The 21,921-nt window shown below is 49.6% G+C and carries 21 protein-coding genes; 9 read left to right on the top strand and 12 right to left on the bottom strand.

Translation table 11 applies throughout. The features are described 5' to 3' along the window. Positions 1 to 87 precede the first annotated feature (87 nt). Complete coding sequence (locus EOS97_RS08895) at positions 88 to 1,284, top strand: L-talarate/galactarate dehydratase (protein WP_001218249.1); 1,197 nt, start codon at positions 88 to 90, stop codon at positions 1,282 to 1,284. 73 nt (positions 1,285 to 1,357) lie between these two features. Beyond that, a complete protein-coding gene (locus tag EOS97_RS08900; RefSeq protein ID WP_001092104.1) occupies positions 1,358 to 2,668 on the top strand; it encodes an MFS transporter in 1,311 nt (436 codons plus the stop codon). 82 nt (positions 2,669 to 2,750) lie between these two features. On the opposite strand, the gene cysE is transcribed toward EOS97_RS08900, so the two are convergent. The 5 genes from cysE to EOS97_RS08925 form a co-directional block, all read right to left on the bottom strand. After that, on the bottom strand, positions 2,751 to 3,572 hold the full coding sequence (cysE, locus tag EOS97_RS08905; protein ID WP_001112114.1) for a serine O-acetyltransferase: 822 nt from the start codon (positions 3,570 to 3,572) through the stop codon (positions 2,751 to 2,753). Between the two features lie 77 nt (positions 3,573 to 3,649). Further along, the gene (gene gpsA / locus EOS97_RS08910; protein WP_001076596.1) at positions 3,650 to 4,669 is read right to left on the bottom strand and encodes an NAD(P)H-dependent glycerol-3-phosphate dehydrogenase; all 1,020 of its coding nucleotides are present in this window, start codon (positions 4,667 to 4,669) and stop codon (positions 3,650 to 3,652) included. Then, positions 4,669 to 5,136, bottom strand: coding sequence for a protein-export chaperone SecB (secB, locus tag EOS97_RS08915; RefSeq protein WP_000003370.1), 468 nt, complete (start codon positions 5,134 to 5,136; stop codon positions 4,669 to 4,671). The genes gpsA and secB overlap by 1 nt, the downstream gene beginning before the upstream one ends. A gap of 43 nt (positions 5,137 to 5,179) precedes the next feature. After that, on the bottom strand, positions 5,180 to 5,431 hold the full coding sequence (gene grxC, locus EOS97_RS08920) for a glutaredoxin 3 (RefSeq protein ID WP_001273795.1): 252 nt from the start codon (positions 5,429 to 5,431) through the stop codon (positions 5,180 to 5,182). An 85-nt stretch (positions 5,432 to 5,516) separates the two neighbouring features. Then, complete coding sequence (locus EOS97_RS08925; RefSeq protein WP_001156179.1) at positions 5,517 to 5,948, bottom strand: rhodanese-like domain-containing protein; 432 nt, start codon at positions 5,946 to 5,948, stop codon at positions 5,517 to 5,519. 247 nt (positions 5,949 to 6,195) lie between these two features. On the opposite strand from EOS97_RS08925, the gene gpmM reads away from it, so the two are divergent. Genes gpmM through EOS97_RS08940 form a run of 3 tightly spaced genes read left to right on the top strand, consistent with a single transcriptional unit; the run spans position 6,196 to position 9,999 of the window. Continuing rightward, positions 6,196 to 7,740: a 2,3-bisphosphoglycerate-independent phosphoglycerate mutase gene (gpmM, locus tag EOS97_RS08930; protein ID WP_000116575.1), complete on the top strand. Its 1,545-nt coding sequence runs from the start codon at positions 6,196 to 6,198 to the stop codon at positions 7,738 to 7,740. A 33-nt stretch (positions 7,741 to 7,773) separates the two neighbouring features. After that, positions 7,774 to 9,033 carry a murein hydrolase activator EnvC gene (envC, locus tag EOS97_RS08935; protein ID WP_058814511.1) on the top strand — a complete coding sequence of 420 codons (1,260 nt, stop codon included), beginning with the start codon at positions 7,774 to 7,776 and terminating at the stop codon, positions 9,031 to 9,033. A 3-nt stretch (positions 9,034 to 9,036) separates the two neighbouring features. Beyond that, positions 9,037 to 9,999: a divergent polysaccharide deacetylase family protein gene (locus EOS97_RS08940; RefSeq protein ID WP_001135519.1), complete on the top strand. Its 963-nt coding sequence runs from the start codon at positions 9,037 to 9,039 to the stop codon at positions 9,997 to 9,999. Here the strand turns inward: EOS97_RS08940 and EOS97_RS08945 are convergent. The 3 genes from EOS97_RS08945 to kbl all read right to left on the bottom strand — a co-directional run bounded on the left by EOS97_RS08945 (position 9,986) and on the right by kbl (position 13,544). After that, positions 9,986 to 11,020 (bottom strand): glycosyltransferase, encoded by a 1,035-nt coding sequence (locus EOS97_RS08945; RefSeq protein WP_000798200.1) that lies wholly within the window; start codon positions 11,018 to 11,020, stop codon positions 9,986 to 9,988. The two genes, EOS97_RS08940 and EOS97_RS08945, sit on opposite strands and share 14 nt — an antisense overlap. Before the next feature lie 292 nt (positions 11,021 to 11,312). Then, a complete protein-coding gene (gene tdh, locus EOS97_RS08950; RefSeq protein WP_000645991.1) occupies positions 11,313 to 12,338 on the bottom strand; it encodes an L-threonine 3-dehydrogenase in 1,026 nt (341 codons plus the stop codon). 9 nt (positions 12,339 to 12,347) lie between these two features. Further along, a complete protein-coding gene (gene kbl / locus EOS97_RS08955) occupies positions 12,348 to 13,544 on the bottom strand; it encodes a glycine C-acetyltransferase (protein ID WP_001213790.1) in 1,197 nt (398 codons plus the stop codon). A 202-nt stretch (positions 13,545 to 13,746) separates the two neighbouring features. Between kbl and rfaD the strand changes: the two genes are divergently transcribed. Genes rfaD through rfaL form a run of 4 tightly spaced genes read left to right on the top strand, consistent with a single transcriptional unit; the run spans position 13,747 to position 17,935 of the window. Further along, entirely contained in the window at positions 13,747 to 14,679 is a 933-nt protein-coding gene (rfaD, locus tag EOS97_RS08960) for an ADP-glyceromanno-heptose 6-epimerase (RefSeq protein WP_000587771.1), read from the top strand. Positions 14,680 to 14,681: 2 nt separating this feature from the next. Beyond that, positions 14,682 to 15,728 (top strand): ADP-heptose--LPS heptosyltransferase RfaF, encoded by a 1,047-nt coding sequence (rfaF, locus tag EOS97_RS08965; RefSeq protein ID WP_000699196.1) that lies wholly within the window; start codon positions 14,682 to 14,684, stop codon positions 15,726 to 15,728. Next, positions 15,728 to 16,681: a lipopolysaccharide heptosyltransferase RfaC gene (gene rfaC, locus EOS97_RS08970; RefSeq protein WP_001264610.1), complete on the top strand. Its 954-nt coding sequence runs from the start codon at positions 15,728 to 15,730 to the stop codon at positions 16,679 to 16,681. The genes rfaF and rfaC overlap by 1 nt, the downstream gene beginning before the upstream one ends. Before the next feature lie 39 nt (positions 16,682 to 16,720). After that, positions 16,721 to 17,935 carry an O-antigen ligase RfaL gene (rfaL, locus tag EOS97_RS08975; protein ID WP_000958466.1) on the top strand — a complete coding sequence of 405 codons (1,215 nt, stop codon included), beginning with the start codon at positions 16,721 to 16,723 and terminating at the stop codon, positions 17,933 to 17,935. 57 nt (positions 17,936 to 17,992) lie between these two features. Here rfaL and EOS97_RS08980 read toward each other — a convergent pair whose 3' ends face one another. The 4 genes from EOS97_RS08980 to rfaJ all read right to left on the bottom strand — a co-directional run bounded on the left by EOS97_RS08980 (position 17,993) and on the right by rfaJ (position 21,914). Continuing rightward, positions 17,993 to 19,138: a lipopolysaccharide N-acetylglucosaminyltransferase gene (locus tag EOS97_RS08980; RefSeq protein WP_000591822.1), complete on the bottom strand. Its 1,146-nt coding sequence runs from the start codon at positions 19,136 to 19,138 to the stop codon at positions 17,993 to 17,995. A gap of 82 nt (positions 19,139 to 19,220) precedes the next feature. Further along, the gene (gene waaZ / locus EOS97_RS08985) at positions 19,221 to 20,030 is read right to left on the bottom strand and encodes a 3-deoxy-D-manno-oct-2-ulosonate III transferase WaaZ (RefSeq protein ID WP_000536017.1); all 810 of its coding nucleotides are present in this window, start codon (positions 20,028 to 20,030) and stop codon (positions 19,221 to 19,223) included. A 149-nt stretch (positions 20,031 to 20,179) separates the two neighbouring features. Beyond that, entirely contained in the window at positions 20,180 to 20,878 is a 699-nt protein-coding gene (gene rfaY, locus EOS97_RS08990; protein WP_000582810.1) for a lipopolysaccharide core heptose(II) kinase RfaY, read from the bottom strand. A gap of 22 nt (positions 20,879 to 20,900) precedes the next feature. After that, positions 20,901 to 21,914 carry a lipopolysaccharide 1,2-glucosyltransferase RfaJ gene (rfaJ, locus tag EOS97_RS08995; protein ID WP_000376873.1) on the bottom strand — a complete coding sequence of 338 codons (1,014 nt, stop codon included), beginning with the start codon at positions 21,912 to 21,914 and terminating at the stop codon, positions 20,901 to 20,903. Positions 21,915 to 21,921: the final 7 nt, after the last annotated feature.

Here is a 21,921-nt window from a genome sequence, read left to right on the forward strand (position 1 = left end):
CAAATCAACATCAACTTTCTGGATCCTGCGTTCGCTTAATAATAAAAATGTTAGCGCAATCATTTTGTGATTATCAGGAGAAAAAAAATGGCTTTAAGCGCGAATTCCGACGCCGTAACGTATGCAAAAGCGGCGAATACCAGAACCGCGGCAGAAACCGGCGATCGTATCGAATGGGTGAAGCTATCACTGGCTTTTCTACCGCTGGCGACGCCAGTGAGTGACGCGAAGGTACTGACCGGGCGCCAGAAACCTTTGACCGAAGTGGCAATCATCATTGCCGAAATCCGCAGTCGCGATGGCTTTGAAGGCGTTGGTTTTAGCTACTCCAAACGTGCTGGCGGCCAGGGTATTTATGCTCACGCCAAAGAGATAGCCGACAATCTACTGGGCGAAGATCCCAATGATATCGACAAAATATACACCAAGCTGCTGTGGGCCGGAGCCTCAGTGGGGCGTAGCGGGATGGCGGTACAGGCTATCTCCCCTATCGATATCGCCCTATGGGATATGAAGGCTAAACGTGCCGGTCTGCCACTGGCAAAACTGTTGGGCGCGCACCGCGACTCCGTTCAGTGTTACAACACCTCAGGGGGGTTCTTGCATACACCGCTCGATCAAGTGCTGAAAAATGTGGTGATTTCCCGCGAAAACGGCATTGGCGGTATTAAGTTGAAAGTCGGACAACCCAACTGCGCTGAGGATATTCGCCGCTTAACCGCAGTACGTGAAGCGCTTGGGGATGAGTTCCCGTTAATGGTTGACGCTAACCAGCAGTGGGATCGCGAAACGGCTATCCGCATGGGGCGTAAAATGGAACAGTTCAATCTTATCTGGATTGAAGAACCATTAGATGCTTACGACATCGAAGGCCACGCCCAGCTTGCTGCCGCGCTGGATACGCCTATCGCCACCGGGGAAATGCTGACCAGTTTCCGGGAACACGAGCAGTTGATTCTGGGCAATGCCAGCGATTTCGTTCAGCCAGATGCGCCGCGTGTCGGCGGTATCTCTCCGTTCCTGAAGATTATGGATCTGGCGGCGAAACACGGGCGTAAGCTGGCGCCGCACTTTGCGATGGAAGTACACCTGCACCTTTCCGCAGCGTATCCCCTGGAGCCGTGGCTGGAACATTTCGAGTGGCTGAACCCATTATTCAACGAGCAACTTGAGCTGCGCGATGGCCGCATGTGGATTTCCGATCGTCATGGTCTGGGTTTCACGCTCAGTGAACAAGCGCGCCGCTGGACACAATTAACATGTGAATTTGGCAAACGCCCTTAACCCGACTGGCGGGAATCCGTCCCGCCTCTCTTACCTTACAGGATGCATTCTGCCCTTATCTGAGGAGTAGATAATGAACACAATAATAAAGCGCACAAAAGTGCGTCATACCATTCTTATATTTTTATTTCTTGCTACCGTATTTAATTATGCGGATCGCGCAACTCTATCCGTAGTTGCCCCAATAATGAGTAAAGAATTAGGTTTTGATCCGGAAGCGATGGGCCTGGCCTTCTCCTCATTTGGTATTGCCTATGTCATTATGCAACTACCCGGCGGTTGGCTATTAGACCGCTACGGTTCACGACTGGTTTACGGTTGCGCATTGATTGGCTGGTCGTTAGTAACCATGTTTCAGGGAACGATCTATCTGTATGGCAGCCCATTAATTGTACTGGTTATTCTACGTCTGCTGATGGGCGCGATTGAAGCGCCTGCCTTTCCGGCGAACAGTCGTTTAAGCGTACAATGGTTTCCCAATAATGAACGAGGTTTCGTTACTTCAGTTTATCAGGCTGCGCAATATATCTCGCTGGGCATTATCACCCCGCTAATGACGATCATTCTGCATAATTTAAGCTGGCATTTTGTCTTCTATTATATTGGCGCTATTGGTGTGATGCTCGGTATATTCTGGTTAATGAAAGTCAAAGATCCGATGCACCACCCAAAAGTTAATCAAGCGGAAATTGACTATATTCGTAGCGGTGGTGGCGAGCCCTCTCTGGGCTGTAAAAAGGAGCCGCAGAAAATAACGTTCGCGCAGATTAAAACCGTCTGTGTTAACCGGATGATGATCGGTGTTTACATCGGGCAATTCTGCGTCACCTCTATCACCTGGTTCTTCCTGACCTGGTTCCCGACCTACCTGTACCAGGCGAAAGGCATGTCGATTCTGAAAGTCGGTTTTGTGGCCAGTATTCCAGCCATTGCCGGTTTTATTGGCGGCCTGCTCGGCGGCGTGTTCTCCGACTGGCTACTCAAACGCGGCTATAGCCTTACCGTCGCGCGGAAACTGCCTGTTATCTGCGGTATGTTGCTCTCTTGCGTAATTGTGATCGCCAACTACACCTCTTCAGAATTTGTGGTCATTGCGGCGATGAGTCTGGCCTTTTTTGCCAAAGGGTTTGGTAACCTGGGCTGGTGCGTACTCAGCGACACCTCGCCGAAGGAAGTTCTGGGTATTGCTGGCGGCGTATTTAACATGTGCGGCAATATGGCAAGCATCGTTACGCCGCTGGTCATCGGCGTGATTCTTGCCAATACTCAGTCGTTCGACTTTGCCATTTTATACGTTGGCTCGATGGGACTTATTGGTCTCATTTCATATCTGTTTATCGTCGGCCCGCTGGATCGCATCACGCTGACATCATCCGCAGCCTGATTGTCCACATTGCGAATTCTTCGCTCCGCTGTTCCGGGATTGCACTCCATCGGAACAGCGTTTTTTAGTTGTACCGCGCAATTCAGATGCCGTCGCCATACTCAAACGTATGGTGTAGCCCGTTGAAATGCTGGTCCATATCCATCGACGGCTTATCGCTGCCCGGCTTGCCGACAATACGCGCCGGAACGCCTGCGGCGGTAGTGTGCGGCGGGACAGGCTGTAAAACGACGGAACCTGCGCCAATTTTCGCGCCGCGCCCCACCTCGATATTGCCGAGAATTTTCGCGCCCGCGCCAATCATCACGCCTTCGCGGATTTTAGGATGACGATCGCCGCTCGTTTTCCCGGTACCGCCCAGGGTGACGGATTGCAGGATCGACACATCATCCTCAATAACCGCCGTCTCCCCCACCACAATACCGGTGGCATGGTCGAGCATAATCCCGCGGCCAATTTTCGCTGCCGGGTGAATATCCACCTGAAACGAGACCGAAACCTGATTTTGCAGGAAGATAGCCAGCGCGCGGCGACCTTTATTCCACAACCAGTGACCAATGCGGTAGGCCTGTAGCGCATGAAAGCCTTTCAGATATAACAGCGGCGTGGAGTATTTATCCACCGCCGGATCGCGAGTGCGCACGGCCTGAATATCGCAGGCTGCCGACGCGATCATTTCCGGGTCGGCGGCATAGGCTTCTTCAACTACTTCACGGATAGCGATAGCGGGCATGATGGGCGAAGCCAGTTTATTTGCCAGCATATAGCTCAGCGCACTGCCCAGATTTTCATGCTTGAGTAGCGTGGCGTGATAAAAACTGGCCAACATAGGCTCACAGTCAGCTAAAGCGCGGGCTTCAGCTTTAATATTCTTCCAGACGATTTCCAGTTCTTCACACGGCATGGCTTACTCCAGACGGGCAGAAAACGACCAACCCGTTCTGTGCGGGTTGGGTCGTTTATGCAAACAGTTCCTTACGGCTAGTGGCGACTCAGCTCTTCCTTGCGGGCGCGACCTAATAACGTTAATGCTGCCTCGCGCGCGTTTTTTCCGCAATACAATACTTGATAAATTTCCTCGGTTATTGGCATTTCAACACCAAAACGGTGCGCCAATTCACGAACTTCTTTCGTATTGCGATAGCCTTCGACCACCTGGCCAATCTTATCCTGCGCGCCTTTAACGTCCATGCCCTGGCCAAGCATCATGCCAAAACGACGGTTGCGCGACTGGTTGTCGGTACAGGTCAGCACCAGATCGCCTAAACCCGCCATCCCCATAAAGGTGGCGGGATCGGCGCCAAGCGCTGCGCCAAGCCGCGACATTTCGGTCAGTCCACGCGTGATTAGCGCCGTGCGGGCGTTCGCGCCGAAGCCGATGCCGTCAGACATCCCCGCGCCAATCGCAATCACGTTTTTCACCGCGCCGCCAAGCTGCACGCCGATAAAATCCGCATTGATATAGACGCGAAAACTTTTTCCGCAGTGCAACAGTTGCTGGAGATCGTCGGCAAAGGTCTCATCGGTTGAGGCCAGCGAGATTGCCGTCGGCAAACCCGCCGCCAGCTCTTTAGCGAACGTCGGACCGGAAATCACCGCCAGCGGGATTTGATCGCCTAACGCCTCGCGAGCGACATCCTGCAACAGGCGCCCCGTTTCCGCTTCCAGGCCTTTGGTCGCCCATACCAGACGCGCATCCGGACGCATCAGCGGTTTAATCTGCCGCAGCACGTCGCTGAAAACATGGCTTGGCACCACCACCAGAATGTTACGACTGGCCGCCAGCGCGGTTGCTAAGTCGCTTTCCAGGTGTAACGTATCGGGAAAAGGCACATCGGGAAGGAACGCGACGTTGCAGCGATCGTGCTCCAGGGTCGCGATATGTTTTGGGTCGTGGCCCCACAGGACAACCTGGTGGCCGTTTCTCGCCAGAGTGATGGCAAGAGCGGTGCCGTACGAGCCGGCACCGATGACTGTCATTGACGCATTACTTTGGTTCATCAGGCATCCTGATGTTCTTCAGTACCTTCGCCAGCCTGCTGCTGCAAATAGTTCATGAACAGCGCATCAAAGTTGACCGGCGCAAGGTTCAGTTGCGGGAACGTACCGCGTGAAACCAGGCTGGTGATGCACTCGCGAGCATACGGGAACAGAATGTTCGGGCAGTATGCGCCCAGGCAATGCGCCATCTGAGTACCTTCAATACCGCTGATGGAGAAAATACCGGCCTGCTGAACTTCGCACAGGAACGCGGTTTCTTCCCCCAGGGAAGCCGTTACGGTAACACGCAGCACAACTTCATAAACGTCATCCGCCAGTTGGGAAGATGCCGTATCAAGATCCAGTTTAACCTCTGGCTGCCAATCTTTCTGGAAAACATGCGGTGCGTTTGGCGCTTCGAAAGAAACATCCTTGGTATAGATACGTTGGATCTGGAAAGCCATTTCAGTGTTATTTTGTTCTGACATGTGTAAAACCCTTTAGTGTTGTCCTTAAATACTTGAGTACGCCTTAACGCAACAGCGGATCCAGTCCACCACGCGCATCCAGCGCATACAAGTCGTCACAACCGCCAATGTGCTGTGCATCAATAAAAATTTGCGGAACCGTCGTTCGGCCACTACGTTTGATCATCTCTTCACGCTTCACGGCGTCGCCGTCAATCGCAATTTCCTGGAAACTCACGCCCTTGCTGTTTAACAGCGCCTTTGCACGATGGCAAAACGGACAGGTTGCTTTGGTGTAGATTTCAATATTGGCCATGACTTCGCTCCTGTTTTTTACCCGATGGATTTCATGTCGACGCAAGGGCAAGTCATTCCCCTTACGTCATGAAAACGACGGGTAATCACTTACCGCGCACCAGAGGCAGATTCTCGCCGCTCCAGCCTGCTACGCCTTCTTTCAACACAAAGACCTTTTCAAAGCCGGCTTTTGTCAGCGCGTTAGCGGACTCCTGGCACTGCATACCAGAACCGTCGACCACGATAATCGGCTTGTCTTTGTGCTTTTCCAGTTCGCCAACATTGTTGGCTTTGATTTCGCTCGGCAGCAAATTGGTCGCGCCAGCGATATGGCCTTTACGGAAATCGTCACGTTGACGTAAATCCACAACAACGGCGTCCTCTTTGTTGATAAGGCGCGTGGCTTCGCCGCGTGTAATCACCTTAACTTTTGAAGTCAGACCTTTGAACGTGGTAAATAAAACCGCCACCAGTAACGCAATCCAGGCGATACTCAGTATGGGATGACGGCCAACAAATTGCATAATTTCTTGCATGGGGGGTAACAACTCCCGACGTAGTGATTAAAAAACCAGGAAAGGAGTATACCTGTGCAGTGGCGCAAATACAGCCAGAGCGTGCACTGGAATGCATTTTTGCGGGGCGCTACGAAAAAAAATCACGCTATTACTTGCCTTCTCACGCCAGCGCGATCCCTTTCTTTGATCTTCTGAGGCTATTTTATCGATTCAGCTGTAGTAAAATTACGCAATTATTTTGTCTATTGAGTATGAGGTTGTCGCAATGTCGGTTTCTAAAAAACCTATGGTACTGGTGATTCTGGATGGCTACGGCTACCGTGAAGAACAGCAGGATAACGCTATCTTAAACGCCAAAACCCCGGTGATGGATGCTCTGTGGGCAAAACGTCCGCATACCCTGATCGACGCATCCGGTCTGGAAGTGGGTCTGCCTGACCGCCAGATGGGCAACTCCGAAGTGGGCCACGTTAACCTGGGCGCAGGCCGCATCGTTTATCAGGACCTGACGCGTCTGGACGTTGAAATTAAAGAACGTACTTTCTTTGCTAACCCAGTCCTGACCAATGCGGTAGACCAGGCGAAAAACGCCGGTAAAGCGGTTCATATTATGGGTCTGCTGTCCGCGGGCGGCGTCCACAGCCACGAAGATCACATTATGGCGATGGTGGAACTGGCCGCAGAGCGCGGCGCAGAAAAAATCTATCTGCACGCCTTCCTCGACGGTCGCGACACGCCGCCGCGCAGCGCTGAAGCCTCGCTGAAAAAATTCGAAGACAAATTCGCCGCGCTGGGCAAAGGCCGCGTGGCGTCTATCGTCGGTCGTTACTACGCTATGGACCGCGACAACCGTTGGGATCGCGTGGAAAAAGCGTATGATCTGATGACCCTGGCGCAGGGCGAATTCCAGGCGGATACCGCTGTGGCTGGCCTGCAGGCCGCTTACGCTCGTGATGAAAACGATGAGTTTGTCAAAGCGACCGTTATCCGCGCCGAGGGCCAGGCTGATGCGGCGATGGAAGACGGCGACACGCTGATTTTCATGAACTTCCGCGCTGACCGCGCGCGCGAAATTACCCGCGCTTTCGTTAACGCTGATTTCGACGGCTTTGCGCGTAAGAAAGTGGTTAATCTGAACTTCGTGATGCTGACCGAATACGCCGCCGACATCAAAACTGCCGTTGCCTACCCACCAGCGTCGCTGGCGAATACCTTTGGCGAATGGATGGCGAAAAACGACAAAACTCAGCTGCGTATTTCCGAAACGGAAAAATATGCGCACGTAACCTTTTTCTTTAACGGCGGCGTAGAAGAACCGTTTGCTGGTGAAGAGCGCATTCTGATCAACTCCCCGAAAGTGGCCACTTATGACCTGCAACCGGAAATGAGCTCTGCAGAATTGACTGAAAAATTGGTCGCGGCGATCGAAAGCGGTAAGTACGACACCATCATTTGTAACTATCCAAACGGCGATATGGTCGGTCATACCGGCGTGATGGAAGCCGCCATCAAAGCGGTGGAAGCGTTGGATAACTGCATTGACCAGGTAACAAAAGCGGTTGAGTCCGTTGGTGGACAACTGTTGATTACCGCGGACCACGGCAACGCGGAGCAGATGCGCGATCCGGCGACCGGTCAGGCGCATACCGCCCACACCAACCTGCCGGTGCCGCTGATTTATGTCGGCGAGAAAAACGTGAAGGCGGTTGAAGGCGGCAAACTTTCAGACATTGCGCCTACCATGCTGTCGCTGATGGGGATGGAAATCCCGCAAGAGATGACTGGTAAGCCGCTGTTCATCGTGGAATAATCCCTCCCCATGAGGGGAAAGGCGATTAACACCATTCAACAGGCCGTGAAACCAAGAACGTTTTCAGTCAGGCCTTTGTTCTACGCCAGCGTACTTAGCGCTGGCGTATTGTTGTGCGCCTTTTCCGCCCACGCGGATGACCGCGATCAACTCAAATCTATTCAGGCCGATATCGCCGCGAAAGAACGCGACGTACGCCAGCAGCAGCAACAGCGCGCCAGCCTCCTGGCACAACTGAAAGCCCAGGAAGAGGCCATCTCGGCCGCAGCGCGTAAGCTGCGCGAAACGCAAAGCACTCTGGATCAGTTAAACGCGCAAATTGATGAGATGAACGCCTCAATTGCCAAACTGGAGCAGCAAAAAGCCAGCCAGGAGCGTAATCTTGCCGCGCAGTTGGACGCCGCTTTCCGCCAGGGCGAACACACCGGCATTCAGCTTATTCTTAGCGGAGAAGAGAGCCAGCGTGGGCAACGCCTGCAGGCCTACTTCGGCTATCTGAACCAGGCGCGCCAGGAGACTATCGCCGAGCTGAAACAGACTCGCGAACAGGTCGCCACGCAAAAAGCCGAGCTGGAAGAGAAGCAAAGCCAACAACAAACGTTGCTGTATGAGCAGCGCGCCCAACAGGCGAAGCTGGAGCAGGCGCGTAATGAACGTAAGAAAACGCTTGCCGGACTGGAGTCGTCTATTCAGCAAGGCCAGCAACAGTTAAGCGAACTGCGCGCCAACGAATCACGCCTACGCAACAGTATCGCGCGGGCGGAAGCGGCGGCCAAAGCGCGAGCGGAGCGTGAAGCCCGCGAAGCGCAGGCGGTACGCGATAAGCAGCAGGAAGCCTCGCGTAAAGGCAGCACCTATAAGCCGACGGAAAGCGAGCGTTCGCTAATGTCCCGCACCGGCGGTCTGGGCGCGCCTCGCGGTCAGGCATACTGGCCGGTACGCGGCCCGATATTGCATCGCTATGGCGAACGGCTGCAGGGTGAGCTACGTTGGAAGGGGATGGTGATCGGCGCGTCGGAAGGCACCGAGGTCAAAGCCATCGCCGACGGCAGGGTGATTCTGGCGGACTGGCTGCAAGGCTATGGCCTGGTGGTGGTCGTGGAGCATGGTAAAGGCGATATGAGCCTTTACGGCTATAACCAGAGCGCGCTGGTCAGCGTAGGCGCGCAGGTGCGCGCCGGACAACCTATCGCCCTTGTGGGCAGTAGCGGCGGTCAGGGCAGACCCTCGCTTTATTTCGAAATTCGTCGCCAGGGTCAGGCCGTCAATCCACAGCCGTGGTTGGGAAGATAAGTTTTGCCTCAGTTTCGTCGCTCCATTCTCACGCTGGCCACTTTGCTGGCGTTTGCACATCCCGTTTTCGCTGGCAAGCTCGCCATCGTGATTGATGATTTTGGCTATCGCCCGCACACGGAAAACCAGGTTCTGGCGCTGCCGCCAAACATTTCCGTCGCCGTACTGCCCAACGCGCCGCACGCGCGCGAAATGGCAACTAAAGCGCACAACAGCGGGCATGAGGTGTTAATCCATCTGCCGATGGCGCCGCTAAGCAAACAGCCGCTGGAGAAGGATACGCTGCGACCAGATATGAGCAGCGATGAGATCGAGCGCATTATCCGCGAGGCGGTAAACAACGTGCCGTATGCCGTCGGGCTTAATAACCACATGGGCAGCGCAATGACTTCCAGCCTGTTCGGTATGCAAAAAGTTATGCAGGCGCTGGAACATTACAATCTCTATTTTCTCGACAGCATGACGATTGGCAATAGCCAGGCGATGCGCGCGGCATCCGGTACGGGTGTGAAAGTGATCAAGCGTAAAGTGTTCCTCGACGATACGCAAAACGAGGCGGATATCCGCCGTCAGTTTAATCGCGCTATCGAACTGGCCCGTCGCAACGGTTCCGCTATCGCGATTGGACATCCGCATCCCGCAACGGTTCGCGTGCTGCAACAGATGGTTTATCGCCTGCCGGCGGATATCACCCTGGTACGCCCAGGCAGCCTGCTCAACGAACCGCAGGTAGATACGTCCCGACCTGGTGTGACGCCGCAGAAAATTGACGCGCCGCGCAATCCCTTTCGCGGCGTGAAGATGTGCAAGCCGAAAAAACCGCTGCAACCGGTCTACGCTACGCGCTTTTTCAGCGTCATCGGCGAGAGCATTACGCAAAGTTCCGTGGTTGTCTGGTTTCAGCATCAGTGGCAAGGCTGGGGGAAAATCGCCGCGCCTAAAAACGTGAGCGCTAAGACAGATTGAGCGCCTTACGGGCCATACGACGGTGCGACAAGGTTTTGTCGCGCCATTGCCACAGCCGGAAAGACCAGAGCAGCGTCTGATAAGCCGCTTTCGCGCTGCGGACGTTAGCCATCATCCGTCTATACATGCCAGAAGTAAAAATTTCGGCAATCATACGCTGGCGGGTCAAAATATCAGGCTCTTTACGTACCGCATGACAAACGCGTAACGCTTCCCAGGTAATTTGCTGGCGAAACTCCGGGTAAATCGGAATACGACGGGCATAATCACGATTGAGCTTTTCTAATAAGCGCGTAATTTTAATATAATGCCGCTGATAATTAAGATTTTTATTGCCTTGTCTTTGCAAACGGCTTACCGAATTATCATGCAGGAAATATTTATATAATGATTGTTCGGTATAACGTACGCGCGTGGCATTAAACATAACTTCCGTCGACCATAATATGTCCTGATGATGTAGTCCGGGAACGAAAGTAATATTGTTATCGGTAATTAACGCACGTCGATAAACGCCCATCCAGACAACATGCGTCCAGCGTCGCGAGGCCAACGCCATACGCAACCAATCCGGTCCGCTTAATACCCCGGTGGAACGCAGACGATCGGTCGGAATAGATTGCCAGGCGTGCCCGGTTTTTCGGACGCACCAGTCCGCGTTGCACTGCGCAACGTCCAGATCATCGTTAAGCGCCATGGTCATCAGCGTTTCATACATCTTCGGGTAGACCAGGTCATCTGCATCGACAAAGGCGACATAATCGCCGGTCGCTGCTTGCAGGCCAAGATTACGGGCGACAGATGCGCCAGCATTGGCCTGATGAAGCAGTCGAACATGCGGGTAATGTTCCGCGTAATGTTTTGCTATCTCAACGGAATGATCCGTCGATCCATCATTCACAATAATAATTTCCAGCGCCGACCACGTTTGCGCGATTAACGACGCCATGCAAGCATTAAAATCCGCTCCCGCATTATATAACGGGACAATGATACTCACTTTGGTTTTACTATTTTTCATAACGATTACCAGAAAAACCTTAATTTACCCTGCCTTTATACTGTGGCTCTATTAAGAAACTATTAAGCCGCCATAATTAATTTTTACAGTAAAAAGCAAGCACAAAACTCAGAGTAGAGCGTGACGTTAGCGAGTAAAATAAGAGTAAAGCGCAATTACGAATGCTTGATGTCTATGACAATTCTTTACGGCTTTCCAGATTTTCCCTAACAAAAAAGGTTGGTGAATGACACCAACCTTTTACGATGAAACGTATATCAGACCCGATAAAATTATCGGGTCTCTATACATATTAATCCCAGCTCAGAATAACTTTTCCTGACTGGCCTGAACGCATGGCGTCAAAACCTTTCTGGAAATCATCAACAGAGAAACGATGGGTGATAATCGGTGACAGATCCAGACCGGACTGGATCAGCGCCGCCATTTTGTACCACGTTTCGAACATCTCACGACCATAAATACCTTTAATGAACAAGCCCTTAAAGATAACTTTTGTCCAGTCGATAGACATATCTGATGGCGGAATCCCCAGCATCGCAATACGACCGCCGTGATTCATGGTGTCCAGCATGGTACGAAACGCCGGCGGCGCGCCGGACATCTCCAGACCCACATCGAACCCTTCGGTCATTCCCAGCTCCGCCATGACGTCGTTCAGGCTCTCTTTCGCGACGTTGACCGCGCGGGTGACGCCCATTTTACGCGCCAGCTCCAGACGGTATTCATTGACGTCAGTAATCACCACATGACGCGCGCCGACATGTTTCGCCACCGCGGCGGCCATTACACCGATTGGCCCCGCCCCCGATACCAGTACATCTTCGCCGACCAGATCGAAAGACAGCGCCGTATGCACCGCATTACCAAACGGGTCGAAAATAGAGGCTAAATCATCAGAAATGTTATCCGGGATTTTAAACGCATTGAACGCCGGGATGACCAGGTATTCCGCGAAGCAGCCGGGACGATTGACACCCACGCCGGTGGTGTTGCGACACAGGTGAGTACGACCGCCACGGCAGTTGCGGCAATGACCGCAGGTGATATGACCTTCGCCGGAGACGCGATCGCCGATTTTAAAGCCTTTCACTTCCTGACCGATGCCGACCACTTCGCCGACATATTCATGCCCCACGACCATCGGAACCGGGATGGTTTTTTGCGACCAGTCATCCCAGTTATAGATGTGAACGTCAGTACCGCAGATGGCTGTTTTACGGATTTTAATCAGCAAATCGTTATGGCCGACTTCCGGTTCCGGAACGTCGGTCATCCAGATGCCCTCTTCCGCTTTCAGTTTGGATAACGCTTTCATCTTACATCCTCAGGCAATCACGCCCAGTTGTTTACCAATACGCGTGAACGCGTCTACCGCACGCGTAATTTGCTCAGGCGTATGCGCCGCAGACATCTGGGTACGAATACGCGCCTGACCTTTTGGTACGACCGGATAGAAGAAACCGGTAACGTAAATGCCCTCTTTTTGCAGTTCGCGGGCAAATTTCTGCGCGACAACCGCATCTCCCAGCATTACCGGGATGATGGCGTGATCCGCGCCTGCCAACGTAAATCCCGCGGCAGACATCTGCTCACGGAACTGCCGGGCGTTCGCCCACAAGCGATCGCGCAGTTCTGCGCCCGCTTCCACCATCTCTAACACTTTAATAGAAGCCGCCACGATCGCCGGCGCCAGGGAGTTGGAGAACAGATATGGGCGGGAACGCTGACGCAACCACTCAACGACCTCTTTGCGCGCCGCGGTATAGCCGCCGGATGCGCCGCCTAACGCTTTGCCCAGCGTACCGGTAATAATATCTACGCGGCCCATTACGTCGCAGTATTCATGGGAACCACGACCGTTTTCGCCGACAAAGCCTACCGCGTGAGAATCATCAACCATCACCAGCGCATCGTATTTATCGGCCAGATCACAGACGCCTTTCAGATTGGCGATGACGCCATCCATTGAGAACACGCCGTCGGTGGCGATCAGGACATGACGCGCGCCGGCCTCACGCGCCTCTTTCAGCCGCGCTTCCAGCTCAGCCATATCGTTGTTGGCATAGCGATAGCGCTTCGCTTTACACAAACGCACGCCGTCAATGATAGACGCGTGGTTCAGCGCGTCGGAAATAATAGCGTCTTCCGCGCCCAGCAACGTCTCAAACAAGCCGCCGTTAGCGTCGAAACAGGAGGAATACAGAATCGCATCTTCCATGCCGAGGAAGCTTGCCAGCTTTTGCTCCAGCGCTTTGTGGCTGTCCTGGGTGCCGCAGATAAAACGCACGGACGCCATACCGAAACCGTGGCTGTCCATGCCCGCTTTTGCGGCATTAATCAGCTCAGGGTGATTCGCCAGCCCGAGATAGTTATTGGCGCAAAAGTTAATAACGTGGCTTCCATCCGCCACGGTGATATCCGCCTGCTGCGCAGATGTAATAATGCGCTCTTCTTTAAACAATCCTTCCGCCCGAGCGGTTTCCAGATCGTTGGTTAACTGTTTGTAAAAATCCCCACGCATTGCGATTCTCCAGACTGGGCAAATTTCAGCACATATTACCCAAAGCGATACGTTGATACGAGATGACGCGTCATCACTTCTTTAAAATGCAGCATAAATCACGCGTATCCTCACGGGTTATCAGTGAATGGATGAATAGTGTTATGATAAGAGCATTCATGTCTGAGACAGTCTCTGACACCATAATTCAAAGGTTACAGTTATGATCATCGTTACCGGCGGCGCGGGCTTTATCGGCAGCAATATCGTTAAGGCCCTGAATGATAAAGGTATCACCGATATTCTGGTGGTGGATAACCTGAAAGACGGCACCAAGTTTGTAAACCTGGTGGATCTGAACATTGCTGACTATATGGATAAGGAAGATTTCCTGATCCAGATTATGTCCGGAGAAGAGCTCGGCGATATCGAAGCTATTTTCCATGAAGGCGCCTGCTCTTCCACCACCGAGTGGGACGGCAAGTATATGATGGATAATAACTATCAATACTCCAAAGAGCTGCTGCACTATTGTCTTGAGCGCGAAATCCCGTTCCTCTATGCCTCTTCTGCCGCCACCTATGGCGGTCGCACGTCTGATTTCATCGAATCGCGCGAATACGAAAAACCGCTTAACGTTTACGGCTATTCTAAATTCCTGTTTGATGAATATGTGCGCCAGATCCTGCCAGAAGCGAACTCGCAGATTGTCGGTTTCCGCTATTTCAACGTCTATGGACCACGTGAAGGCCATAAAGGCAGCATGGCAAGCGTGGCATTTCATCTGAATACACAGTTAAACAACGGCGAAAGCCCGAAACTGTTTGAAGGCAGCGAAAACTTCAAGCGCGACTTCGTTTACGTGGGCGATGTGGCCGCCGTTAACCTGTGGTTCCTGGAAAGCGGCAAGTCCGGCATCTTTAACCTGGGCACAGGCCGTGCGGAATCTTTCCAGGCCGTCGCCGACGCGACGCTGGCATACCATAAAAAAGGCAGCATTGAATACATTCCGTTCCCGGATAAGCTGAAAGGTCGCTATCAGGCGTTTACGCAGGCGGATTTAACCAATCTACGCAACGCGGGCTATGACAAACCCTTTAAGACCGTCGCCGAAGGCGTCACGGAGTATATGGCCTGGCTGAACCGCGACGCGTAAGTATGAAAATTTTGGTCATTGGCCCGTCCTGGGTGGGCGACATGATGATGTCGCAAAGTCTCTATCGCACGCTTAAAGCGCGCTATCCCCAGGCGATAATCGACGTGATGGCGCCAGCCTGGTGCCGTCCGTTGTTATCGCGTATGCCGGAAGTTAACGAGGCGATACCCATGCCGCTGGGCCACGGCGCGCTGGAAATCGGCGAGCGCCGCAGATTGGGCCATAGCCTGCGAGAGAAGCGCTACGATCGCGCCTGGGTGCTGCCAAATTCGTTTAAATCGGCGCTGATTCCTTTCTTTGCCAATATCCCGCACCGTACCGGCTGGCGCGGCGAAATGCGCTATGGCCTGCTGAACGATGCGCGCGTCCTTGATAAAGACGCCTGGCCGCTGATGGTGGAGCGCTACGTGGCGCTGGCTTATGACAAGGGCGTGATGCGCACGGCGAAAGATCTGCCGCAGCCGCTACTCTGGCCACAGCTCCAGGTTAGCGAGGGTGAAAAGTCGCTGATGTGCAGCGACTTTTCACTATCTTCTGAACGTCCTCTGATCGGCTTTTGCCCCGGCGCGGAATTTGGCCCGGCAAAACGTTGGCCGCACTATCACTACGCCGAACTGGCAAAGCAACTCATTAACGAAGGGTATCAGGTCGTACTGTTTGGCTCGGCAAAAGACCATGAAGCCGGAAATGAGATCCTGGCGGCGCTGAATAGCGAGCAGCAGGCATGGTGCCGCAACCTGGCGGGGGAAACCCAGCTGGAACAGGCCGTCATTCTGATAGCCGCCTGTAAAGCCATCGTCACCAACGATTCCGGGCTGATGCACGTCGCGGCGGCGCTCGACCGCCCGCTGGTCGCCTTGTATGGCCCAAGTAGCCCGGATTTCACGCCACCGCTGTCTCATAAGGCCCGGGTGATTCGTCTCATTACGGGTTATCACAAAGTGCGTAAAGGCGATACGGCGCAAGGCTATCACCAGAGCCTGATCGATATCACGCCGCAGCGGGTTCTGGAAGAGCTTCATTCGCTGTTGTCGGAAGAGGGCGTTTAATGCGGGTTTTGATCGTTAAAACATCATCGATGGGCGACGTATTACATACCCTGCCTGCGCTTACCGACGCGCAACAGGCGATTCCGGGGATTCAATTTGATTGGGTTGTCGAAGAAGGGTTTGCGCAAATTCCGTCCTGGCACAGTGCTGTCGATCGCGTGATTCCCGTCGCTATTCGCCGTTGGCGCAAGGCCTGGTTTTCCGCGCCCATTAAAGCGGAACGCATAGCCTTTCATCGGGCGGTATGCGCATACCAATACGACGCTGTGATTGATGCGCAGGGGCTGGTAAAAAGCGCGGCGCTGGTGACGCGTCTGGCGCATGGGATAAAGCACGGTATGGACTGGAGTACCGCCCGCGAACCGCTGGCCAGCCTGTTTTATAACCGTAAACACCATATCGCAAAGCAACAACATGCGGTTGAACGGACGCGCGAGCTGTTCGCCAAAAGCCTGGGATACGATAAACCGCAGTCGCAGGGCGATTATGCCATCGCAAAACATTTTCTGCATTGCCAGCAGGCGGTTAGCGATCCATATGCGGTATTTTTACATGCCACGACCCGCGATGATAAACACTGGCCGGAAGCAAACTGGCGCGAGCTTATCGGCCTGGTGGGCAACACCGGATTACGGATAAAACTTCCCTGGGGCGCGCCTCATGAGGAGGCCCGTGCTAAACGACTGGCCGAAGGATTTGACTATGTGGATGTGTTACCGCGCATGAGCCTGGAGGAGGTCGCCAGAGTGCTGGCTGGCGCAAAATTTGTCGTATCGGTTGATACCGGCCTGAGCCATCTCACCGCCGCGCTCGACAGACCGAATATTACGCTATATGGCCCAACGGACCCTGGGTTAATTGGAGGTTATGGGAAGAACCAAATGGCATGCTGCTCACCAGAACAGAACCTGGCGAATTTAGATGCCACAAGCGTATTTGGAAAGATTCATTAAAGAGACTCTGTCTCATCCCAAACCTATTGTGGAGAAAAGATGCTAACCACATCATTAACGTTAAATAAAGAGAAATGGAAGCCGATCTGGAATAAAGCGCTGGTTTTTCTTTTTGTTGCCACGTATTTTCTGGATGGTATTACGCGTTATAAACATTTGATAATCATACTTATGGTTATCACCGCGATTTATCAGGTCTCACGCTCACCGAAAAGTTTTTCTCCTCTTTTCAAAAATAGCGTATTTTATAGCGTAGCAGTATTATCATTAATCCTTGTTTATTCCATACTCATATCGCCAGATATGAAAGAAAGTTTCAAGGAATTTGAAAATACGGTACTGGAGGGTTTCTTATTATATACTTTATTAATCCCCGTACTATTAAAAGATGAAACAAAAGAAACGGTTGCGAAAATAGTACTTTTCTCCTTTTTAACAAGTTTAGGGCTTCGCTGCCTTGCAGAGAGTATTCTGTATATCGAGGACTATAATAAAGGGATTATGCCATTCATAAGCTATGCGCATCGACATATGTCCGATTCCATGGTTTTCTTATTTCCAGCATTATTGAATATTTGGCTGTTTAGAAAAAATGCAATTAAGTTGGTTTTTTTGGTGCTTAGCGCTATCTACCTTTTCTTTATTCTGGGAACCCTATCGCGAGGGGCATGGTTGGCGGTGCTTATAGTAGGTGTTCTGTGGGCAATACTGAACCGCCAATGGAAGTTAATAGGAGTTGGTGCCATTTTATTAGCCATTATCGGCGCTTTGGTTATCACTCAACATAATAACAAACCAGACCCAGAACATTTACTGTATAAATTACAGCAGACAGATAGCTCATATCGTTATACTAACGGAACCCAGGGCACCGCGTGGATACTGATTCAGGAAAACCCGATCAAGGGCTACGGCTATGGTAATGATGTGTATGATGGTGTTTATAATAAACGCGTTGTCGATTATCCAACGTGGACCTTTAAAGAATCTATCGGTCCGCATAATACCATTCTGTACATCTGGTTTAGTGCAGGCATATTGGGTCTGGCGAGCCTGGTCTATTTATATGGCGCTATCATCAGGGAAACAGCCAGCTCTACCTTCAGGAAAGTAGAGATAAGCCCCTACAATGCTCATCTCTTGCTATTTTTATCTTTCGTCGGTTTTTATATCGTTCGTGGCAATTTTGAACAGGTCGATATTGCTCAAATTGGTATCATTACTGGTTTTCTGTTGGCGCTAAGAAATAGATAAAAAAAACGCGCTGATACTTATTACGGTATCAGCGCGTTTTCCATCGTCCGGACTCAATCACTTATCAAACCAGCTTTTCATTTGTTCCTCGAAACGCTGAGCTACATTTTCCCAACTGTATTTTGAAAACACCAGGGATTTTGCTTTTTCGGCAATCTGGTGGCGTTCCTTATCAGCAAGCGCACAGTTAATATCATTAATTATACTGTCGCTCGACATAGGTTCTGCGAGGTGATAGCCCGTTATGCCATCTAACACAAATTCGCTAATCCCCCCTTTTTTGCTGGCAAGAACCGCTTTTCCTGCTGCCATCGCTTCTACAGCTACCATGCAAAATGCTTCTTCAACCTGAGATGGCACAATAACCAGATCGGCTATATGATAGAAGTTATGCATCTGGTCGGGAGATTGCCCCCCAGCCATAATACAATCCGTTCCAATCTCTTTTGCGGCGTCCAGTACTTTCTTTTGATACTCTGCTTTTTCACCCTTGCGGCTTGCATAAGGGTCGCCAACAACGACAAGTTTAATATTACTTCTTAAAGTACGTAATTGTTTGAACGCCTGCAAAAGCAACAGGATGCCTTTATCAGGCGAAATTCTCCCGGCATATAAGAGAACGGTGGCATCTTCCGCAATATTTAATTGCTGACGGAGGTTATTTTGTGGGTTTCTTTTATAAGTCTCAGCACAAAAACCATTAGGCACAATACTAACAGCAGCGGCGGGCAATCTTTCTTCATAAAACGCTTTAAGAAACTGACTGGGCACGATAATTTTTGCATCCTTATCAGGAAGTTCTGGTTCAAATGCGTTATGCATGTGCATAACCAGTTTTGCATTCGGATTGCGCTCTCTGATCTGCCGATACAGTTTCATACTATTATGAATAACAATGACGCTATCTTCCTGCGTAGTCACTTTATCTCTAATATTAAGGACGCGCTGGGAATAGGGTAGTGGGTCTAGACGAGTCCATTTCTGAAAAAGACGCTTATAAACTTTACTAAACCCAATGTAATGAATATCACAGTTATCGTTTATTTTATTATATTCAGGATAGCCAGCATTCTTTATACAAGCAATAGCATTCGGTATTGATAGTCGTTTTGCAACCTGGTAAATCCAGGTTTCTACCGCAGCCGCGCCACGTGGAGGAATTGAAAATATAGGAGTAACAGTAAATATGATTTTTTTAATCATAATAGCTATAATCCAGAATAGTTAACTTTATAGAAAAAGAAATGCGTGCCGAAGCAACGCAAAATAATGATTTATCTAGTATCTAGACAATTTTATCGTAATATATTTCATCCTCAAGTTCCGAGGCTGTAATATATGGAATAATATCGTAATGAATTGCAGTATCATCTGATAAATTAAAGATATTTAAATCACTCACATTTTTTCTCATAAAAGTAAAAAATGGCAGTATTTTAAACAGGTCTTTACTAAGCTCAGATGGCATAGGGCTGGTAGATTCGTCATAGAAACGTGGGCAACTCCCTGTTAAGTCAAGCCCAGAACATATAATACGGCCATACTTGAGGGAATAGGCAACCTGAATAGCAGTATAAGCAATAGTATGGCAAGAGCAATACCCGATGCTGATATCCTTGCAAAATCCAGCCAGTCTCCCTCTTTTCGAAAGGGGAACTGAAATAAGTAATGCTTTATGAACCCGCTTGAGGATATTAAATTTAATTTTCTTTAAAAAGCCCCCTTTTTCTCGGCGATAAAAGGAGCGAATAATTAAACAGTTTTCTTCAATATATTTTTGATCATCCACTGAAGCCTGTTCGTACACATCAAGATTGACGATAGTAAACTGACTGTTACGGCTAAAGTTATAAAAATCTTCGCGCCGGCGATGGAGGAAGCGAACATCCGTCAGAAGGTACAAAAATGGCTTGACGTTATTGTTTAGCAAATATTGAACAGAACCATTGACTGCAATGACATCTTTCATTCGTAACAAGGACAGCGGCGTCTTTCTGGACGTAGGACCAGAAAGAAAAATAATACAATCTTCAGCCGTTCTTTTCGCAATAAGTTGCAGAACATCGGCGTGAGTTATGAAGTTAACGCTGCCCATAAAAAACTCGTATGTTTATCATGCAACCTATAAATAAATGTTATATTCAATAACTAATATTACTTCTCAAATTCTCTCAAGTATGTCATAACGCTGCAGCAAATAAAAGTCAGTCAGCCCCTTAAATTAAACCAAACGTGCTACATTGATCAGCGCTTTTCCTTACCCTTAATACGACGCAAGAAATTTCGAAGTTTTTTCTTATAAATCAATAAGTAAAATCCGATATCTCTCACATTATTTTTGATACCATAATGTCTTTCTAAATCAATACGATCCTTTGCTTTTCGTTGTCTGGAAGGTCTTTTTCCGGACAAATCGATAATTCTGATCTCATTGCCTTGCAGGATAAAGTTACCTTTATGGGGATCGCCCGAAACCATACCATGCTGATGCAGAGAATATATCGACTGTTTGATTTTCCCTCTCACCTCGTCAGAAATTTCTGGCATATCAACAAGTTCAATACCTTCAATATACTCAATTATCATCACGTATGTTTTTACATAGCGTAATGTTTTAATTTCCGCCAGCAGGTAAAAATCATTAAGCGCCGTAAACCCTTCACGCCGCACACGATCTGTCTGATGAAAAAGCTTTTCGTAGTAATCTCCTTTTACTAACGATTTGAAAAAGCGTTCAGTATTTTTTACTTTTGGACTAAATACTTTGAGAATATATTTTCCGTAGTCTGTATTAATCAATACAACTTTTGTATCTTCTATATTACGAAAGACTTTAATAACCTGATGATTATAAGATAGAAAATCTTTGAATATCTCAATGTATTTTTCACCGTCTTTTTTGACAAAGACGGTATAGTTTTTAATCTTTTTTTCAATAATCATAATGGAGATTTGGGGAGGGGAATTATTTGTGGAAAAGTTTACGATAAAGATATGCGCTTCCAGCCATAAGGCCTTTAAAATAATGACCCTGCACGAGAAGATGTTTATATCGCTTCTTAAATTCGACTATGGTACGCGCATCTTTTGCGGGAAAATCCTTCCAGGGCGAGTTCAGTCGTGCATTTTTATAATAGATAACTGAAGGATAATTTGCCCAGGCATGCCATGGTTTTGTAGCGCCCGTATAATGAATTAAAACAGTATTATCATTAATTATATCGCTATATTTTTTATGTGACTTATCTTTCAACTCACTTTTGATAGTATAAATGGTATTATATGGTCGCGGTAGAAAAATGACTTTATCCTGTAGGAGAATATTCAAAACATCCTGATCGGGATATTTAAAAGAGTCAGCTTCTTTACCTGCCAGAAGTAAAAATGCCTTTTCAGTTAAGGCATTCTCTTTCCATAATTTCAGGTTAACAAAAACCACGCCGGAGTTAAAATAACCACCTTGTAAATTAAATGCTCTTAATCTCTCATTTACCTTATTCTGGATGGAATCAACATCTTTTACGACCGCAGCAATCTTCTCTGTCAAATCAAGCTGTAGAAGATCTTGCAAAGATCCTTTGCATACAACATCGGCATCCAAATAAAGTAGTGTATTTACCTTCTTGCTGAGATAATCGAAAGCAAATAAACGAAAATACATTGCTCTCGACCATACTTTAGTTTGAGGCAATACCTCAAGGCTTTCTACTTTAATAAGATAAAGAGAAATTTTTATGTGATGCTGTACGGCTAAACGCTCTATATATTTTACAAAACACGGGGAGTATGAATCACAAATAATGTGAAAAGCGAGCGGGATATTATTGTTTAATACAACTGAAGCGATTGATACCCCCACACCATCAAGATAGTTTTCATCAACCCCATAAGAAATGTTTAATACGTTATCATCATTATTATTATTACTTTCATCAAAAACTTTATATTCAGCTATTTCTATCTCAGGAAATGAATCCATTACATCA

Source organism: Salmonella sp. SSDFZ54, assembly GCF_004010735.1.
GTDB lineage: Bacteria > Pseudomonadota > Gammaproteobacteria > Enterobacterales > Enterobacteriaceae > Salmonella > Salmonella enterica.

Excerpts from the sequence above, each read along its gene's own strand:
- EOS97_RS08895 (WP_001218249.1), top strand. The coding sequence starts at position 88 with ATGGCTTTAAGCGCGAATTCCGACGCCGTAACGTATGCAAAAGCGGCG.
- EOS97_RS08900 (WP_001092104.1), top strand. The coding sequence starts at position 1,358 with ATGAACACAATAATAAAGCGCACAAAAGTGCGTCATACCATTCTTATA.
- cysE (WP_001112114.1), bottom strand. The coding sequence starts at position 3,572 with ATGCCGTGTGAAGAACTGGAAATCGTCTGGAAGAATATTAAAGCTGAA.
- gpsA (WP_001076596.1), bottom strand. The coding sequence starts at position 4,669 with ATGAACCAAAGTAATGCGTCAATGACAGTCATCGGTGCCGGCTCGTAC.
- secB (WP_000003370.1), bottom strand. The coding sequence starts at position 5,136 with ATGTCAGAACAAAATAACACTGAAATGGCTTTCCAGATCCAACGTATC.
- grxC (WP_001273795.1), bottom strand. The coding sequence starts at position 5,431 with ATGGCCAATATTGAAATCTACACCAAAGCAACCTGTCCGTTTTGCCAT.
- EOS97_RS08925 (WP_001156179.1), bottom strand. The coding sequence starts at position 5,948 with ATGCAAGAAATTATGCAATTTGTTGGCCGTCATCCCATACTGAGTATC.
- gpmM (WP_000116575.1), top strand. The coding sequence starts at position 6,196 with ATGTCGGTTTCTAAAAAACCTATGGTACTGGTGATTCTGGATGGCTAC.
- EOS97_RS08945 (WP_000798200.1), bottom strand. The coding sequence starts at position 11,020 with ATGAAAAATAGTAAAACCAAAGTGAGTATCATTGTCCCGTTATATAAT.
- tdh (WP_000645991.1), bottom strand. The coding sequence starts at position 12,338 with ATGAAAGCGTTATCCAAACTGAAAGCGGAAGAGGGCATCTGGATGACC.
- kbl (WP_001213790.1), bottom strand. The coding sequence starts at position 13,544 with ATGCGTGGGGATTTTTACAAACAGTTAACCAACGATCTGGAAACCGCT.
- rfaD (WP_000587771.1), top strand. The coding sequence starts at position 13,747 with ATGATCATCGTTACCGGCGGCGCGGGCTTTATCGGCAGCAATATCGTT.
- rfaF (WP_000699196.1), top strand. The coding sequence starts at position 14,682 with ATGAAAATTTTGGTCATTGGCCCGTCCTGGGTGGGCGACATGATGATG.
- rfaC (WP_001264610.1), top strand. The coding sequence starts at position 15,728 with ATGCGGGTTTTGATCGTTAAAACATCATCGATGGGCGACGTATTACAT.
- rfaL (WP_000958466.1), top strand. The coding sequence starts at position 16,721 with ATGCTAACCACATCATTAACGTTAAATAAAGAGAAATGGAAGCCGATC.
- EOS97_RS08980 (WP_000591822.1), bottom strand. The coding sequence starts at position 19,138 with ATGATTAAAAAAATCATATTTACTGTTACTCCTATATTTTCAATTCCT.
- waaZ (WP_000536017.1), bottom strand. The coding sequence starts at position 20,030 with ATGGGCAGCGTTAACTTCATAACTCACGCCGATGTTCTGCAACTTATT.
- rfaY (WP_000582810.1), bottom strand. The coding sequence starts at position 20,878 with ATGATTATTGAAAAAAAGATTAAAAACTATACCGTCTTTGTCAAAAAA.
- rfaJ (WP_000376873.1), bottom strand. The coding sequence starts at position 21,914 with ATGGATTCATTTCCTGAGATAGAAATAGCTGAATATAAAGTTTTTGAT.